Origin of the sequence: Collinsella aerofaciens (assembly GCF_015556945.1) — a bacterium.
Taxonomy (GTDB): domain Bacteria; phylum Actinomycetota; class Coriobacteriia; order Coriobacteriales; family Coriobacteriaceae; genus Collinsella; species Collinsella aerofaciens_AO.
This window is the reverse complement of the sequence record NZ_JADNNH010000037.1, coordinates 1-17,327: the sequence shown is the minus strand read 5'-3', so window position 1 is coordinate 17,327 and position 17,327 is coordinate 1. Positions and strand designations below refer to the sequence as shown.

Annotated in this window: 14 protein-coding genes and 1 pseudogene; 7 read left to right on the top strand and 8 right to left on the bottom strand. The window is 59.7% G+C overall.

Annotated elements, in window-relative coordinates; genetic code table 11:
- Positions 1–367: 367 nt before the first annotated feature.
- Positions 368–946: a methylated-DNA--[protein]-cysteine S-methyltransferase gene (locus I2F59_RS09230; RefSeq protein WP_271755884.1), complete on the top strand. Its 579-nt coding sequence runs from the start codon at positions 368–370 to the stop codon at positions 944–946.
- 144 nt (positions 947–1,090) lie between these two features.
- Here the strand turns inward: I2F59_RS09230 and I2F59_RS09225 are convergent, their stop codons facing one another.
- The 3 genes and pseudogenes from I2F59_RS09225 to I2F59_RS09215 all read right to left on the bottom strand — a co-directional run bounded on the left by I2F59_RS09225 (position 1,091) and on the right by I2F59_RS09215 (position 2,474).
- Complete coding sequence (locus I2F59_RS09225) at positions 1,091–1,285, bottom strand: chloride channel protein (RefSeq protein WP_117635684.1); 195 nt, start codon at positions 1,283–1,285, stop codon at positions 1,091–1,093.
- A gap of 32 nt (positions 1,286–1,317) precedes the next feature.
- A pseudogene (locus I2F59_RS10100) lies at positions 1,318–1,665 on the bottom strand (Abi family protein); the annotation flags it as partial.
- Between the two features lie 170 nt (positions 1,666–1,835).
- Positions 1,836–2,474 carry a GyrI-like domain-containing protein gene (locus tag I2F59_RS09215; protein ID WP_195503948.1) on the bottom strand — a complete coding sequence of 213 codons (639 nt, stop codon included), beginning with the start codon at positions 2,472–2,474 and terminating at the stop codon, positions 1,836–1,838.
- Positions 2,475–2,745: 271 nt separating this feature from the next.
- On the opposite strand from I2F59_RS09215, the gene I2F59_RS09210 reads away from it, so the two are divergent.
- Positions 2,746–3,447, top strand: coding sequence for an ABC transporter ATP-binding protein (locus I2F59_RS09210; protein ID WP_118206577.1), 702 nt, complete (start codon positions 2,746–2,748; stop codon positions 3,445–3,447).
- Positions 3,448–3,452: 5 nt separating this feature from the next.
- Positions 3,453–6,218, top strand: coding sequence for an FtsX-like permease family protein (locus I2F59_RS09205; protein ID WP_229065428.1), 2,766 nt, complete (start codon positions 3,453–3,455; stop codon positions 6,216–6,218).
- Between the two features lie 541 nt (positions 6,219–6,759).
- Here the strand turns inward: I2F59_RS09205 and I2F59_RS09200 are convergent.
- Both I2F59_RS09200 and I2F59_RS09195 read right to left on the bottom strand, forming a co-directional pair.
- Entirely contained in the window at positions 6,760–7,839 is a 1,080-nt protein-coding gene (locus I2F59_RS09200) for a 6-phosphofructokinase (protein ID WP_118387254.1), read from the bottom strand.
- 141 nt (positions 7,840–7,980) lie between these two features.
- Positions 7,981–9,066 (bottom strand): carcinine hydrolase/isopenicillin-N N-acyltransferase family protein, encoded by a 1,086-nt coding sequence (locus I2F59_RS09195; RefSeq protein WP_195503947.1) that lies wholly within the window; start codon positions 9,064–9,066, stop codon positions 7,981–7,983.
- Between the two features lie 161 nt (positions 9,067–9,227).
- On the opposite strand from I2F59_RS09195, the gene I2F59_RS09190 reads away from it, so the two are divergent.
- A complete protein-coding gene (locus tag I2F59_RS09190) occupies positions 9,228–10,613 on the top strand; it encodes a M18 family aminopeptidase (RefSeq protein WP_195503946.1) in 1,386 nt (461 codons plus the stop codon).
- 254 nt (positions 10,614–10,867) lie between these two features.
- Here the strand turns inward: I2F59_RS09190 and I2F59_RS09185 are convergent, their stop codons facing one another.
- The 3 genes from I2F59_RS09185 to I2F59_RS09175 form a co-directional block, all read right to left on the bottom strand.
- The gene (locus I2F59_RS09185) at positions 10,868–11,803 is read right to left on the bottom strand and encodes a D-2-hydroxyacid dehydrogenase (protein WP_195503945.1); all 936 of its coding nucleotides are present in this window, start codon (positions 11,801–11,803) and stop codon (positions 10,868–10,870) included.
- Positions 11,804–11,933: 130 nt separating this feature from the next.
- Positions 11,934–12,821, bottom strand: coding sequence for a type I methionyl aminopeptidase (gene map, locus I2F59_RS09180; RefSeq protein ID WP_195503944.1), 888 nt, complete (start codon positions 12,819–12,821; stop codon positions 11,934–11,936).
- 160 nt (positions 12,822–12,981) lie between these two features.
- Entirely contained in the window at positions 12,982–13,758 is a 777-nt protein-coding gene (locus I2F59_RS09175; protein WP_195503943.1) for a radical SAM protein, read from the bottom strand.
- A 225-nt stretch (positions 13,759–13,983) separates the two neighbouring features.
- Between I2F59_RS09175 and I2F59_RS09170 the strand changes: the two genes are divergently transcribed.
- From I2F59_RS09170 to I2F59_RS09160, 3 genes are all read left to right on the top strand, one after another.
- Positions 13,984–14,781 carry an alpha/beta fold hydrolase gene (locus I2F59_RS09170; protein WP_195503942.1) on the top strand — a complete coding sequence of 266 codons (798 nt, stop codon included), beginning with the start codon at positions 13,984–13,986 and terminating at the stop codon, positions 14,779–14,781.
- Between the two features lie 211 nt (positions 14,782–14,992).
- Entirely contained in the window at positions 14,993–16,873 is a 1,881-nt protein-coding gene (locus tag I2F59_RS09165; protein WP_195503941.1) for a diguanylate cyclase, read from the top strand.
- A 23-nt stretch (positions 16,874–16,896) separates the two neighbouring features.
- Positions 16,897–17,253, top strand: coding sequence for an Hpt domain-containing protein (locus I2F59_RS09160; protein WP_195503940.1), 357 nt, complete (start codon positions 16,897–16,899; stop codon positions 17,251–17,253).
- The last annotated feature ends 74 nt before the right edge of the window (positions 17,254–17,327 follow it).

The window sequence follows — 17,327 nt, the reverse complement described above, 5'->3', positions numbered from 1 at the left end:
CCGCATCTGATGGTGTCGACGTCAATGGTATACGGGTGCACCATCGACGTCTTCAATACAGAAGATATCAGTGCGGAGTGTTCTGAAAACTAAGCCCGGCCCCCGCCTGCGGTGACGCTGCTGCGAGCGGCCTGTGATGGGGCAGTTGTTGGTTGGGGCCGCTGGGCTGATGTGGGGGCGCGCGGCTGTTGCGGGCTCTGGTCCCGGCGGCGGCCTCGGCGCTGTGCGCCTGCCGCCTTTGGGGACTGTGGGGCGCGGCCGGCAGCTGCGGCGCGTTGCGCCTGCTGCCTTGGGTAACTTTGGGGTCGATTGAGGTTGTCTGCACAATTCGCGGTATTATGTTGCGGAGTTTTGAAAGGAGCCGCTGGTGGTCACGACGACGTTTGCTTCGCCTTTGGGCGAAATCTTGCTTGCCGCTGATGGCCGCGGTCTGACGGGGCTTTGGTTTGAGGGACAGGAGCATTTTGGCTCCACGCTTCTCAAAGAAGATCCTGAACATGTTGAAGGCGCCGATGCAGTTTCTGGTGCTGGCGGCATGTCGTCGGTGAGTCCTGCAAATGGTGCGGCGTCTTCGGTGCTTGAGCGTTCCTGGGCTTGGCTGAATGCTTATTTTGCAGGGCAGGAACCTCGGTTTACGCCGCCGTTGCATATGATCGGTACGGCGTTTCAGCGTGAAGTTTGGTACGAGCTGCTTTCCATTCCGCGCGGCGAGGTTGCCATGTATGGCGAGATCGCCCAGCGTGTTGCGGCTCGACATCGTGTACCGGGAAACGAGGCGCCCGTTGTGTCTCCCCGTGCCGTGGGGGCCGCGGTCGCGCGTAATCCCATTTCGATTATTGTGCCGTGCCATCGCGTGGTCGCGGCAGACGGTTCGCTCAACGGATATGCCGGTGGGCTCGACCGCAAGGAGTGGCTGCTTCGGCTTGAGGGCGCCTACGAAGAGTAGTGCCCGAACACTTTACATAGCCAAGATGCCGTGAAAGAACGGGATGCGCTTTCCGAATGGCGTCCCAAGCGGAAACCGTGTCCCGGAATACAGCCTCAGAGTGGGACACCGTTTCCGGCTGAGACCACCTGCCTGGACATCGATCTACGCCCGCTCCTGCAGGGCGTAGATGGACTTATCCATGTTGAACAGGTAAGCCACAACGCAGACAATAATGAACATCGGCAAGTTACCAAAGCCGAAGACTTCGCAGCCAATAAGGATGGGTGCGAGCAGCGTATTGGTGGCGCTGCCAAAGACGGCTGCGTAGCCCAGTGCGGCGCAGAGCTCGACGGGCATGCCGAGTTGAGCCTCGTTATGGCGACATCTGGGTAACAGAAAGGCCCGCGTTCCTCAGAGGCAAGATAGGCAATTCTGCTTCTGAGGTAGATCTCAATTCTGCCGACCGCACTGCCGACCGCATCAAACATTAACTGCCGGAGGGCTCGGTCAAATTCATACGTGTAGATGATGGTTTCGAATGTTGTGCCTTCGCGAAAGATGGTAATCCCGGACTTGCATTTGGTTTTGTAGGGAAACCAGTAGGCCGACAGTCTGTAGTGGTTGGCTTCGACCAAAGCTCGCTCGAGTTCGCTTTGATCAGAGCACTTAAGACCCTTGTTTTCTGTCAATAGTGCTATTTGTTCGTTGATGGATATCCGCGACTTCTGGTATTTCATTAAGCCTCTTGATAGAAAAAGAGCTGGAGTTGCGCATCGTTGAGAGGCTTTCCAGCTTTAGCAAAACAAACTTATAAGATGCGACGGGCCGCGTCAAGATAATTACCGGACGGCCTAGGAGGCGGCTGGTTGGCTGGCTTAAAACCCAGCGCGTGAAATGACGCTCCACGCTATTCAGCGCGCTTGATAGGATGACGAACCACAGTCTTAAGTTTCTCCGGCGCACACTTGCGTGGATCGGAAAGATAGATTTCGTGATGTAAACGGGTGTCTGAGAAGTCGGGGACATAGCCCTGCTCGGTCGCATATTCATGCATGGCGTCTACGGTTGCCGGCTCGCTGTCGTAGGGTCCGGTATGCATGCATTGAACGCAGAGACCCTCGTCAACTTTAAGCAGCTCGACGGCAGAAAAGTCCAGTTTCTTTTTGGCCGTGGCTTCCGCGACCGCCCAGTCAAAGTCATCCTGAGTGACGAAATCGGGCAGGCGGATGCACGAGATAAAGTTGAAATCGTCCTTGCGTACATAATCGATGTCGCCGCTCGGGGAGTCTTGCCACCAGAAGCCCTCGAGCGGCGGTACCAAAAAGTCGAAATAGCCCTCGATACTCCTTGAGCCTTTCTTTGACATCTTGACGGTATAGGCGATGCCGTAAAGCAGCGGCAGGGCATTTTGATACTCGCCACCTTCGGTATTTGGGTCGCCCTTTCCGCGAACGGCAACGTAGCTCATAGGCGGGACAGTTATGATACTCGGCTTGCTTGCAGGTCTGTAGAGCTCTTTGCATTCCTTCTTAAAGTCGAACGCCATGTTGGCCGCCTTTCTGCGTATTGGCCTGCTTAGATAGCGGAATCATATCATAGAAACGAACAGCTGTTCGAATGATTTGGCTGACAGATTGAGATGCGTGCGTTGTGTTTGGCGGTCGGCCTGACCCCATCGATGATTTCTCTGCCTCCCCGGCGCCTCATCTATAGCTGCCGTTTCCCCATATAAAACCTGCCAAAATGAACCTGTCCCTTTTTGGTCGGTGCGAAATGGGTAATACTAAAGAGTTATCCGACCAGATGGGAATTAATCGATGGCCTATATCGAATTCAAAGACGTCATCAAGGCATACGGCGAGGGCGACGCCCGCATTCACGCACTCGACGGCGCGAGTTTTACGGTCGAGCGCGGCGAGCTCGCCATCATTTTGGGTGCTTCAGGCGCCGGTAAAACGACGGCGCTCAACATCTTGGGCGGCATGGACACGGCAACTTCCGGCACCGTGACGGTGGACGGGCGCGACGTGAGCTCCGCTAACGAGGCGCAGCTCGTGGAATACCGCCGCGCCGACGTCGGCTTTGTCTTCCAGTTCTACAATCTGGTCCCCAACTTGACGGCCCTCGAAAACGTTGAGCTCGCAGCTCAGATTTGCCCCGATTCGCTCGATGCCGAACAAACGCTTCGCCAGGTTGGCCTGGGCGAGCGCCTGGGCAACTTTCCGGCACAGCTTTCGGGCGGCGAGCAGCAGCGCGTGTCCATCGCCCGCGCACTGGCAAAGAACCCCAAGCTGCTTCTGTGCGACGAGCCCACGGGCGCGCTCGACTATAAAACCGGCAAGCAGATCTTGCAGCTGCTGCAGGATACCTGCCGCAAGCAGGGCATTACGGTCATCATCATCACGCACAACTCCGCGCTCGCGCCCATGGCCGATCGCCTGATTCGCTTTAAGAGCGGCCGCGTGGAGAGCGAGACGGTCCAGCAAAATCCCGTGCCTATCGAGACGATCGAGTGGTAGCGCCCATGGATCAGGACCGCCAAAACAGCCAACGCCGCGACGCGCAGAACACGGAGCGCGAGCAGGATTTTACGACCTACCGCACTGCCCAAAGCTCAAACGATATGGTGCCGACGGTGTTTCGCCGCGGTGTCTACCGCACGATTCGCGGCAGCCTCAAACGCTTCTTGTCTATCGTCGTGATCACCGCGCTCGGCGTGAGCGTGATGTGCGGCCTTAAGGCGGGTTGCGAGGACCTGTGCGATTCGGTTGACGCCTACTTCGACCAGCAAAATGTCTATGACATTAACGTGCAGTCGACCTATGGCCTGACTGACGATGATCTCGACGCCATCCAAGAGGTCGATGGCGTCGAAACGGCCGAGGGCATCTACACCGAGACCGCCTACACCGCCGTGGGCACAACGCGCGAGCGCGTGGTCGTGCAAAGTCTCTCCAAGGAGAATATCGATCAGCCAGTGCTCGTGAACGGCGATTTGCCCGAGAGCGCCGATGAGGTCGCGGTGACTTCGAAGTTCCTGAAGGCTTCGGGCAAAAAGCTCGGCGATACGGTGAGCTTTGCTGCCAACGATGCGAGCTCGTCGAACCAAAGCGCCAAGGATCAGTTTGCCGATGGCGATTACACCATCACGGCCGAGGTTCTCGATCCCACTGATGTGAGCTCCGACTCGACGGTCAACGCCTTCCGTGCCGCCTCGGCGGCGGACTATAAGTTCTATGTGAGCGAGGACGCCGCGACATCTTCTTCCTACTCCGCGGTCCACGTGGTCGTCGAGGGAGCCAAGGATCTCAACTCATATTCGGATGCCTACGCGGCAAAGATCAATGAGGTCAAGGGCAATATAGAGAAGATCCGCGAGGAGCGTGAGAAGGCGCGCGCTCAGGAGCTGACGGTCGACACGCCGACAAGCTTGGATGCGGCCGAGCGTCAGGCCGCCATGCTCTTTGGGATCGAGCAGGACAACATCAATCGCATGGCCGAGGGCAGCGACGAGCGTGCGCAGGCGCAAGCCGACCTGGACCAGCGCCGTGCCGCCGCCGACCAACAGTTTGCCGACGCCCGCGCCGAGCTTTCCGACCTGGGCGAATGCACCTGGTACATCCAGGACCGCGGCAATATCGCAAGCTACTCGAGCGTGGAGAGCGATAGCTCGTCAATTGAAGCCATCGCCACGGTGTTCCCGTTCATCTTCTTTATCGTCGCCGTGCTCATCAGCCTTACCACCGCCACGCGTATGGTCGAGGAGGAGCGCACGCTCATCGGCCTGTATAAGGCGCTCGGCTATTCGCGCGGACGCATCCTGTCCAAATACGTGGACTATGCGCTGTGGGCTTGTCTGATCGGCGGCGTGCTCGGCAACATCATCGGATTTGTGGGCCTGCCGCTGTTCCTGTTTACGGTGTTCGACGACATGTACTCGCTGCCCCAGATGTTGCTTTCGTACGACATCGTGTCCTCGATCGTCTCGGTGGCGCTGTTTGCCGTGGGCGTGGTGGGCGCCACGATTATCGCCTGCCGCCACGAGATGGCCGAGACTCCGGCCTCGCTCATGCGCCCCAAGGCCCCGCGCGCCGGCTCGCGTATCTTGCTCGAGCGCATCGGCTTTATCTGGCGCCGCATGGGCTTTTTGAACAAGGTGGCAGCACGTAACCTGTTTCGCTACAAAAAGCGCGCCTTTATGACCATCTTCGGTATCGCGGGTTGCACCGCGCTTGTGATCTGCGGTATGGGTATTCGCGACACGTCGGTCGCGCTTTCGCCCAAGCAGTATGGGCATATCACGCGCTATGACTTGCTGGCGGTTGCCAATCCCGACGATTTTTCGCAGACGTGCGCGGCATTGGATGAGCGCAGCGCGGCTAAGGATTCTAACGTGACGGTGTCTTCGACGCTGCCGATTATGACCGACAACGTCACCTTTACATTTGGCGGCAAGAGCGAGACCGTGCAGCTGATCGTGGTGCCCGATGACCGCACGAACGACCTGGACGACTACGCGCGTCTCGAGGATGAGTCCAAAGAGCCACTGTCTTTGCGTGACGGAGACGTGTATCTGAGCAAGAGTTCACAGCTGGTTCTTGGGATTCAGCCGGGCGACACGGCGCAGGTCCAGGATTCGTCGCTCAACGTCGCCAAGGTCAAAGTCAGCGACATCTCGCTCAACTATTTGGGCAACACGCTCTATATGACGCAGGGCACCTATGAGCGCGCGTTCGGCCGAAGCGCGCGTCTTAACGGCATCTTTGTGCTGCTTAAGGGCTCGTCGGCCGACCAGATTGCGTTTAGCAAGAATCTTAAGAGTGACGGTTGGCTCACCATCTCGAGCACGGCCGAACATTGGCAGAACTACGAGGCGAACTTCACTATCATCAATTCCGTCGTGGTGCTCGTGACCTTTATGGCGGCGTGCCTGTCGTTTGTGGTGGTGTTTACGTTGTCCAACACGAATATCTCCGAGCGCGAGCGCGAGCTGGCGACCATCAAGGTGCTGGGCTTCCGCCGTGGCGAGGTACACCATTACGTCAACAAGGAGACGTTGATCCTCACGGCGATTGGCACCGCACTGGGCGTGCCGCTGGGTGGCCTGCTTGCCGAGAGCCTTACGTACATCCTGCAGATGCCGTCGCTGTACTTTGACGTCGAAGTCGAGCCGCTGAGCTACGTGCTTGCCGTGGTGCTTTCCTTCGGCTTTACGATCATCGTCAACCTCGCCACCAACCGGACTCTCAATAAGATCGACATGGTCGGCGCCCTCAAGAGCGCCGAGTAACCTGTCCTGGGATTCAAGTTCTAGCGAGCTGCCGACGCGCCCGCAGCAGTATTTTTGCATAAACCGCTCCGCCAAATGCATACTTTGACGGGGCGGTTGCTTTTTGCCCACAGGTACCCCAGGGGGCGCCGTGCAAATTCCGGAGTATTCAGCATCCCGGGGTCCGCGGGCGCGGGGGCGGGTGCACAAAACCGCGCTGAAAGCCCCGATTCTGAGTCCCAACGCCTCTAGAGCCGCTCGTTTTTTTACAGGATGCGGCCCATGGTGCCTGCCTTTCGCCCAAAATCCAGTATGCAGGCACCCTCGGCTGCTGAATACTCCCAAAAATGCACGCCGCATCCTACCCCAGGCACCCGCAGCAAGAAGACGAATAGCCACGGCCTCCCTAGTTACCGCAGGAGGCCCCAGGGCTTACCTCCCAAATCTTTCCGCAGGACGGAAGGATCCCGCCGCGCGAAGCGCACGGCGGGATCCTGACATGTCCGAGGACGATTTGGGAGGTAAGCCCTGGGGTCTCCGATGAGAGCAGTTTCGGCCGAGGCTATTCGTCGCCGAAGCTGATGCCCAGCGCCTTGGCCTCGCGCACCAGATCACTCTGGGGGTCGACATACTTGAGCTTGCCGGCGACTTCCTCGAGCGGCATGTGGCACATCTTGCCGTCACGCAGGGCGATCATGTAGCCAAACTCGCCGCGTAGACAGCCCAGTGCCGCCTCGACGCCGCACTGGGTCGCAAAGATGCGGTCCTGGGCGTCGGGCTGGCCGCCGCGCTGCGTGTGGCCGGGGATGGCGACGCGGGTCTCGCGACCGGTCTTGGCCTCGATCTCCTTGGCGATGTCGTAGACGATCGACGGGCTCGTGCGCTCGGCGAGTTTCTTCTTGTACTCCTTCTTGGACAGCGCCGCGTCCTCCTTGGAAATAGCGCCCTCGGCGACGGCCACGATGGTAAAGCGGCTGCCGGTCTCCATGCGATGCTCGATGGTCTTGATGACGTTATCCATGTCGTAGGGGATCTCGGGAATCAAGATGACATCCGCGCCGCCCGCGACGCCGGCGTATAGCGGGATCCAGCCAACCTTGTGGCCCATGATCTCGATAACGAACACGCGGCCGTGGCTCGAAGCGGTGGTGTGAATGTCGTCGATGCACTTGGTGGCGACGTCGATGGCGCTCGTAAAGCCAAACGTCAGCTCGGTGCCCCAGGTGTCGTTATCGATGGTCTTAGGCAGGGCGATAACGTTGAGGCCCTCTTCGCGCAGACGGTTGGCGGTCTTGGTGGAGCCGTTGCCGCCCAGCATAAACAGGCAGTCGAGCTGCAGCTTATGATAGGTGTGGACCATTGCCGGCACCTTCTCGACGCCGTCGGCCTCGGGAATATCCAGGCGCTTGAACGGCGTACGGCTCGTGCCCAGGATGGTGCCGCCACGGGTAAGGATGCCGCTAAAATCGGCGGGCGTCATGACGCGGAACCGGCTGTAGATAAGGCCCTGGTAGCCGTCCTCAAAACCATAGATCTCAATAGGCTCTTCGCTATTGGTCATAAGCGTTTTGACAATGCCGCGCATGGTGGCGTTGAGCGCCTGGCAGTCGCCGCCACTGGTAAGAAGACCGATCCTAAGCATGATGAATCCTTCCGGGCAAGTTATAACATGCGCATAAGTTTACCCCCCGCACACTGCTGGTACGGGGGTAAAACGAGTTGGCTCAAGCGTATAGAAATGTAAACAACGTCAGGCGAGCGTAAGGTCGACGGGCCTGGCTCCTTACAGCGCGAAGGCGTCGACATCGCCCCAGTGACGGCGCAGTGTAATAGCGGCGGCGGGTTCGGTATTGTCAAAGACGACCGACCATTGCGTATTGCTGGTGATGTCTTCCGGATTGGGCTCTTGCGCTGCAGCGCGCAGGGCTTCCCAGGCAATCGTTTCGTCCTGGGCACCGACATGGGCGTCAAGGACATCGGCGATTGCGACGGCGCGCTCTTTACCATGGCCCAGCTCGCCATTCTTTTGGTTGGGCAGCACTTCGTCGCCATAGCAGGCGTAGAAGTTCGTGACCTGGCGTACAGGAGTCGATTTGAAAGCGCGGTCCGGATCGCGCGGATCCCACTCTACTACGCGCGCGTCACCGGCGGCGTCGTTGATAAAGAAGTGGTAATCGCGTCCTGCCATGGCGTGCATGTCGTGGGCGGAAAGCAGGTCGACAGCTTCTTGCGTAGTAGCCGCGCGGTCGAGCACCAGGCGGATGGCGAGTGAGGTATTGATGACGGGGCGCTGCGTGTCCTGGTCACAGGGTTTGGAATCCAGGGTGAGCACGGCAATGGACACGCCACATTCGTTAACACCGTCGAGCTGGGCAAACGGGCCCATGAGTGCGGCGGCACGTCCGCCGACGGAGTCAAGCGGAGTGTTATCGCCCAGGTTGTTAAGGGCGGCAAACCCGATGGAGGTATAGCCGCCTCGTGGGTGATTGCGCACCAGCAGCGCCGAGGTGTCGTCCTTAAAGTCGTAATTGCGACCGGTGCGCACGCGGCCTTCGGCATCTACGGCGACAAAAGCGCTGCAGGCAAACTGGGGTGCCTGGACATGTGCCGGCACACCGGGCAGCACCTGCGCCACCACGGCATCGATGTAGGCCTGGTCGTCGCGCACGCCAGCGGCGGTGATGCGATCAAGATCGTAGTCGTAGGCGATGTCGATTGCGTACAGGTCATAGCCATCTACGTAGCCGGTCAAGCGTTTGAGCGACGCGGCGGACTTGATTTGCTTGTGATAAACGATACCGGTGGCAGCGGCAAGGCCGACGGCGACTCCCGCGACACCGCAGACGATGGCAATGTTACGTGGTTTCATGACGGCTCCTCTCGTCCTGTTAGCGCAATTGTCGCAAAAGGAGCGTGGGGATGATGACTCAACTTGGTGAGCGGCGCGGAATTAAGCATGGAATGAAGAGTGCGGCGCTGGCGCGGCGGGGTATGCTGGAGGGGACCATCAACCCAGCGAAAGGGGAGAGCATGACGGATCAGGAAACGCCCGAGCGCGTGCACGTGACGGCCGACGATATCGAGGCCGCCAACGACCTTATCGACTTTATCGAGGCATGCCCCAGCATGTTCCATACGGCGGCGACCATTATGGCCGAGCTCGACGAGGCGGGCTTTACCTACCTGCCCGAGAACGCGGCATGGGATATCGAGCCGGGCGGTCGCTATTACACGCAGCGCAACACCTCGAGCGTTATCGCCTTTAAGGTGGGCGAGGACCTGGCCGCGACGTGGGGCGAGGACGGCGTTGCCGGTGACTATCATTTTCAGCTCACGGCGTCGCACAGCGATTCGCCGACGTTTAAGGTCAAGGCCGTGCCCGAGCTCGACGGCGCAGGCGAGACGTTGCGCCTGAACACCGAGGCCTACGGCGGCATGATCGACTACACCTGGTTCGATCGTCCGCTGGCGCTCGCGGGCCGCGTGCTGGTGCGCGAGGGCGACCGTATCGAGAGTCGTCTGCTTGCCACCGAGCGCGAGGTCGCTATTATCCCGAGTCTTGCTATCCACATGAACCGCGGCGTTAACGAGGGCTTTGCTCCCAACCGCGCCGTCGACCTGTGCCCGCTCATCAGCGCCGGTGACCTTAAGCAGGGAGATTTTGACGCCCTGATCGCTGATGAACTGGACGTTGAGCCCGAGCAGATCCTGGGCCGCGATCTGTTCCTGGTCAATCGTCAGGATGCGCGCATTTGGGGCTGGGCCGATGAGTTTATCTCGACGCCCAAGCTCGATGACCTGGCCTGCGCCTACACCTCGCTGCAGGCATTTTTGGGTGCCGAGAACGCGCACGACGTTTCGGTCTTCTGCTGCTTTGATAACGAGGAGGTTGGCTCCGAGACCAAACAGGGTGCCATGTCGACGTTCTTGGCCGATGCACTGCGACGCATTAACGGCTCGCTGGGCTTTGACGACGAGTCGTACCACCGTGCGCTTGCCGCATCGATGCTCGTGAGCTGCGACAACGCGCATGCCGTGCACCCCAACCACGCCGAGAAGTGCGATGCGCGCAACCAGGTGGTGCTTAACGGCGGCATCGTCATCAAGGAAGCCGCCAACCAGCACTACTGCACCGATGCCTTTAGCCGCGCGGTGTTCCAGGCCATTTGCGATGACGCCGACGTGCCCACGCAGGCCTTTGCCAACAAGAGCGATATGGCCGGCGGTTCTACCCTGGGCAACCTGTCGAACATGCAGGCGAGCATGCATGCCGTGGACGTGGGCCTGCCGCAACTTGCCATGCACTCGAGCTACGAGACCGGCGGCGTGCGCGACGTGATGTGCGCCATCCGCGCCCTCACGGCCTTCTACGAGCGCAACCTCAACATCAACGGAGCCGAAAGCGTGGAGCTCTAATACCTAACAAAAGGGGACAGGTTTACTTTGGCAGGTTTTATCTGGGCAAATGCCGCAATGCCAGCAGCTGGACAGAATTGTTAAGACACCGCGGGTTGAGCAAACGTCAGCGAGCGACGTCCAGAGCGAACAAGTTGGCATGAAAAGGGCGAGGCATTGACCTTCTGGTCATGCCTCGCCTTTTGAATGACAAATTGTCGCTCTGGGCGGCGCGCAGCGTCGACCGGTCCGCCGTTCGTTAGAACGGCGGAACCCTAATGCTCGATCCAGCAGCGGAGCGTCTCGCCAGCTTGCAAGTGGCGTAGGTTCTCCGCGGCGATGTCGACCACGTTGTTGAGCGTAGCGGCCAGGTGGAACCAGCCGGAGACGTGCGGCGTGATGAGCATGTTGGGCGCATCCCACAGCGGGCTTGTCGCGGGCAGCGGCTCGGGGTCGGTAACATCCACCGCGGCTCCGGCGAGATGCCCCGATTCCAGAGCGGCAACCAAGTCGTCGGCGACCACAAGATCGCCGCGGCCGCCGTTGGCAAAGAAGGCACCTGGTTTCATCGCGGCGAAGAACTCAGCGTTCGCCAGGCCGCGGGTCTCGGGTGTGCTGGGCATAAAGGATGCGACGACGTCTGCCTCGGCCAGGCGCTCGGGCAGGGCGTCCATGCCGTCCATGTCCTCAAATACAATGGGGTAGACGAGCGGATGGCGCTTGATGCCGCGGACGTGCGCGCCCATGCCGCGGCAGAGCGTTGCAAAGTGGCCGCCGATATCGCCCGCGCCCAGCACCAGCACATTGGCGTTTTTGAGCGAGGTGACCGGCCCCAAATCCTCCCAGCGATGCTCGCGCTGCAGGTCCTGGTAGCCGGGCAGGCGCTTCATCATGGAAAGGACCATGGCAAACATGTGCTCGCTTACTGCCTGACCGTAGGCGCCGATCGAGCAAGACAGCTTGGTGTCAGCCGGCACGGTGCCGGCGGCAAGGTAGTCGTCATAGCCGGCGGTCTGCAATTGCAACAGCTGGAGGTGCTCGCATGCCGTGAGCATGTTAGGGTCGATGTTGCCCAGGATTACGTCGGCATTGGCGACCTGCTCGCGCGTGGCGGCGTCGGAGCTCGTGTAGATAAAGTCCTCGCCCGGAGCGCTCGACTCAAGAATTGCGCGATGGCGGTCGTTGACGGGCAGCAAAACCAGGATGTTCACAAGCAGTCCTCTCTGCTCGACCTACCAAAAAGGGACAGGTTTATTTTGGCAGGTTATATCAGGCAAAACGTTCAAATAAAAACGCCGGATGCAAGACGGGTTTGCCCGTCAGCATCCGGCGCATCCACGGCTACCAGCTCAGCAGCTCGTAACCGTCCTCGGTCACCACGAGCTGAACCTCGCACTGGGCCGAATCGCTGCCGTCCTTGGTGCGCACGCACCAACCGTCACCCTTGCTAATCTTGATGTCGGGCGCTCCGGCATTAACCATGGGCTCGATGGTAAAGACCATGCCCGGGGCCATGATGGTGTCCACGTCGGGCGCTTCGGTGGTAAAGCCCACAAACGGGTCCTCGTGGAACTCCTTACCGATGCCGTGTCCGCCGTACTCGCGCACCACGCTAAAGCCGGCGTCCTCGACCGTCTTTTGCACGGCCTCGGCCATCACGGACAGCGGTAGCCACGGCTTGACGGCCGCCAGACCCGCCTCCACGCTGGCGCGGGTGACGTCGACCAGGTGCTGGCGCTCGGCCGAGACCTCGCCGATGCAGAACATACGGCTCGAGTCGCTAAAGTAGCCGTCTAGGATCGTGGAGCAGTCCACGTTGATGATGTCGCCCTCGTGCAGCACGTCCGTATCGCAGGGGATACCGTGGCAGACCACGTCGTTGATCGAGGTGCACACGCTCTTGGGGTAGCCCTCGTAGTTGAGGTCTGCCGGCGTGCCGCCATGCTCGACGGTGTAGTCGTAGATCATCTGGTCGATCTGGTTGGTGGTCATGCCCGCGGCGATGCGCTCGCCTACGTAGTCGAGCACGCCCACGTTGATAGCCGCCGAGCGCTTGATGCCCTCGATATCGGCGGGCGTCTTGTAGAGCGTGCGGGGCAGAACCTCCCAGCCCTCTTCCCACAAGCGCTCGAGGCGCTCGTCAAAGGCGCTATGGCATTTCTTGTATTTCTTGCCGCTGCCGCACCAGCAAGCGTCGTTGCGGCCAGGCACGGGTCCTTTGTCATACATGGCTAACTTCCTTTCATCCGCAGCTAGTATAGCCCACCCACGCGTCCATAAAAGTTGCGGTGATATAGTTCCGATTTAAGCGGTTTAACAGCATAAATAGGAACTATATCACCGCAACTGATGGAGTGAGATGGCGGACACGAGCTGCTGAGTGGTTTTGCTAGTAGCTCACCTGGCAGGGAATACCGAGGGCGCGCACGCGCGCGGCAATGGCGTCGAGCACCTCGGGCGCTGCTTTGGCAAGGCCGGCGACCGGTGTCTCGCGCGCCACCGTGTAGATGGTCGCTTCTTGTGGGCGAATGCGCTCAAGCGCCGCGAGCCAGGGGGCAACGTACTCCTCGCCGGTGTTGTCGATGAGCTTGCCCTGATACTCGCCGGTCAAAAAGATCGTCTGGATAATAACGTGACCGTCAAAGCTTGCGAACGTCTCGATCTGGTGCTCGACGTCGTAGAGGCCAACGGGCTGGTCGAGCAGCTGGATAAACGCCGGGTCGACGGTATCGAGCTTAAGAATGTTGTCGTCGACCATTATGAGCGCGTCGTGCACCTCGGGGCGGTCGGCGCGTGTGCCGTTGGAGAGCACGGCGATCTTGGTGTTTGGGGCAAGCTCGTCGCGCAGCACGACGGCGCCGGCAATGGCCTGGGGAAACTCCGGTGCGGCGGTGGGCTCGCCGTTGCCTGCGAAGGTGATCACATCGGGGAGCTCGCCCTCGGCTGCCATCTCGCGCAGCTTTGCCTCGAGCGCGTCGAGCACCACGGCAGCTGTGTTGTACGGCTCATGGCAGGGGCGCTCGGCGTTGAGACCGTTCTCGCAGTAGATGCAGTCGAACGTGCAGATCTTGCCGCTGGCCGGCATCATGTTGACGCCGAGCGAGAGACCAAGGCGACGACTGCGAACGGGCCCAAAGATGGGGCTGGCATTCAAAAACGTAGACATAGGCATATGCTCCTCAAGACAATTGTGCCTAAGCATAGCATCGGCTCCGAAGCAGGGTGTGGGCTCTTGCTTTACAAGTTTCGTTTTTTCACGTCGCTCATGATGCCGCGCCATGAAAAGCCTCGGGTCGGGTAAAGTTAATCTGTTAACAAGTCGTAAGGCAATGCGGGTCCATCCAACCGTACTGACGTGCAGCTGGATGGGCATTGATGATGGGGGCACAACATGGATTTTACGGTCGAGAATGCGGGCACCACGATTGCCTGTCGCGAATATGCCGGCCCGGATGTGCCGCCTGATATCCCTGCCTTGGTGTGCGTGCACGGCGCTTGTGTCGACGGCACATTTTTCGACGGCATCGCTTGTGAGCTCAGCCGCAACTACCGCGTAATTGCCTACGACCGCCGCGGCTGTGGTGACAGCAGCGAAGCGGCAGACGGCAGCTATGATCTTGCCGCCCAGGCCACCGACCTGCAAGCTGTGATCGAACACGTTGGCGCTCCGACAAATGTGCTTGCGCACAGCGCCGGTACGTTGGTGGCGCTGGAGCTTCTTCGCACCGAACCCCAGCTCGTCGCTCGTGCGATTCTGCATGAGCCGGCTGTGTCGGCCGAAGGTGTCGGCATGGGCGCAGCTCCGGTTTTGCTCGATATGATTGCGGCGGGAAAGGTTTCAAGGGCGCTCCGGCTTTTCTTGGGAGCTCTCGGCGACTTGGACCCCGAGGCTCCTGGGACGACCGAAGCGGAAGTCAAACATGCCCTGCGCAATGGTCGCTGCTTTATGGCGAACGAATATGGAACAAATATGACATATGCTCCCGACTGGGAGCGCGCCCGCGCGTCAAAGGCAGTCTTGGCCGTGTTTTTGGGCGAGCTTTCGGTCGATACGCCCCGCGAGGCTGGCACGCGAGCGGCTGCCGAATACCTCGATTGCCCCCTTGTGACGATCCCGGGCGCGCATAACGGTCTGCGCGATCGCCCCGTTACGGCGGCAAACGCCGTTCGCGATGTCTTGGAGCGTTAGCACGCTCGATGACCTGCGGGGAGGGGGACTGTTAGCGTTTCGCCTTTGTTAACGAATGTGCCCATAACCGCGCGCCCGCGGCTCCATTACCGCCGTTTGCCAGGTCATAAAAATGCAACGATAATCGCGCGTTTGCCTGCAGTTGTTAGATGTTACCCTTGTACCATTTGATATGCACCGTTGCCGTGCATAACGATAGAAAGGGCCCCATATGCTCAATAATCACGAGGCAAATCTAACCGACGAGGAGGCTGCCGCCGAGGTCGCCCGTGTCGCGAAGACCTACCCCGTGGTGCGTTTGCTGTCGGCCGACCAGATTAAGAGCGAGCGCAACTGCCTGCTCGCCGGCAATCGCTGCCCTTGTTTGCGTCAGTCGAGCCTTGAGGCCTTGGCAGGCTCCGATGAGGTGTCGGAGCAACTGCTCAACGATGGTGTTGAGTACCGCGCCCGTCTGCGCCCTCTGAAGGTCGAGGGCGAGCCTCATGTCTTGCTGATGGTGCGTCCGATTGATGAGCAGGAGGCTGCAGAAGAGGACCTTGTCTACACCGACGTGCTGACGAGCGTGCACAATCGCCGATATTACGAGGAAAAGCTCCGTAGCGCTCGCATGAATGCCGGCGTTGCGGTGATCGACCTTGATGATTTTAGGGTTTTCAACGATACGTGTGGCCGTCATGCCGGCGACCTTGCGCTCGGTGCTGTGGCGACAGCCATACGCAGCGGAATTCGTTCGACTGACGAGCTTGTGCGCTATGGCTGCGACAAGTTTGTGGTCGTCATGCCCAATATTCCCTCCGATGACTTCACCCGTCGTCTGCATCAGGTATCCGATGCCGTTCATGCCACGATTATTCCAGGCCATGAGTACGTGAGCTTGACGGCATGTGTTGGTGGCGTTCGCATTCATGGCGAGACGGTCGATGAGGGCGTTGGCCGCGCTGTTCAGTTATTGAGCCGCGCTAAGGCAAAAGCCGGTACGGTCGTGACCGATGCCGATTCCATCGAGGCCTTCCAAAGCGAAAAGCCTTTGGTGCTTATCGTCGATGACTCCGAGATGAACCGAGCCATTCTCAACGAGATGCTCAAGGACGAGTATGGCATCCTCGAGGCCGATAACGGTCGTGCGGCGCTCGACATGGTCGACCGCTATGGCGATGAGTTGTCGCTCGTGCTGCTGGATATTGTCATGCCAGGCATAAGCGGCTTTGAGGTGCTGGCCGATCTGTCGCGCCGATCGGGTATCGACAATCTGCCTGTCATCATGATCTCGAGCGAAGATTCCGATGATATGGTTCTGCGCGCGTACGAGCTGGGCGCCTCGGACTATATCAACCGCCCGTTTGCCTCCCGTGTCGTGCGCCGCCGTGTAAGCAACACCATCCGCCTATACGCCAAGCAGCGCCGCCTGACGAGCTTGCTGTCCCAGCAGTACAACGAGCGCGTCAAGAACAGTCGCATGCTCATCGACATCATGGCCGGCGTCATGGAGCTTCGCAACGGCGAGAGCGGCAGACACGTTACGAATATCGAGAAGCTGACCGAGCTGCTGCTGGGCTGTCTGGTCCAGCGTAGCGACACGATCTCCCTCGACAATGAGGAACGCTCCACGATCGCCCTGGCTTCGGCACTGCACGATATCGGCAAGATGTCGATTGACGATGCGATTCTCAACAAGCCCGGACGCCTTACGCCCGAGGAGTTCGAGATTATGAAGACGCATACCACGATCGGCGCCAACATGCTGCTTGAGCTGAGTAGCCATTACGCCGGCAATGCGCTTATGGAATATGCGTACCAGATTGCGCGTTGGCACCACGAGCGCTGGGACGGCAAGGGTTATCCCGATGGCCTTAAGGGCGACGAAATTCCCATTGCCGCACAGGTGGTTTCGGTGGCCGACGTGTACGATGCCCTGACGAGCGTGCGCGTGTACAAGGACGCTATCCCGCACAAGGAAGCGATCCAGATGATCCTGGACGGTAAGTGCGGCACCTTTAACCCGCTGTTGCTCGACTGCCTGCTCGAGGTGCAAGACCGTATTGCCGAGACATTGGCACGCCCCGCCGACGTCGTCGCGTTTCCCACGATTTAGTTTGACCAAAGGAGTTTTAATCCATGATTTCCATGCGTGAGGCGTATGAGAAGATCGGCGCTAATTATGATGACTCGTGCGCTCGGCTGATGGGCGAGGAAATGCTTGCCCGCTTTGCCCTCAAGTTTTTGGATGACGAGAGCATGGACAAGCTGGAGGCCGCCATGGCGGCAGGAGACGCCGAGGGTGCGTTTATGGCAGCGCACACGCTCAAGGGCGTGAGCCAGAACCTGGGATTCGACAACCTGTATGAGCCGGCGGTCGTGGTGACCGAGGCGTTGCGCGGCACCGATGCCGTCGACGGCGCTCGCGAGGGAATGCATGCGTTGCAGCAGCAATATGCGGCAACGATGTCGGCCCTGCGCGAGGCGGCTGAATAAGAGCTTGCGGGCCTTGGGCTGCGTGCCGGCCACATATAGGTAAAAGGGCGCCCCGCCGGACCATGTGGCCGGCG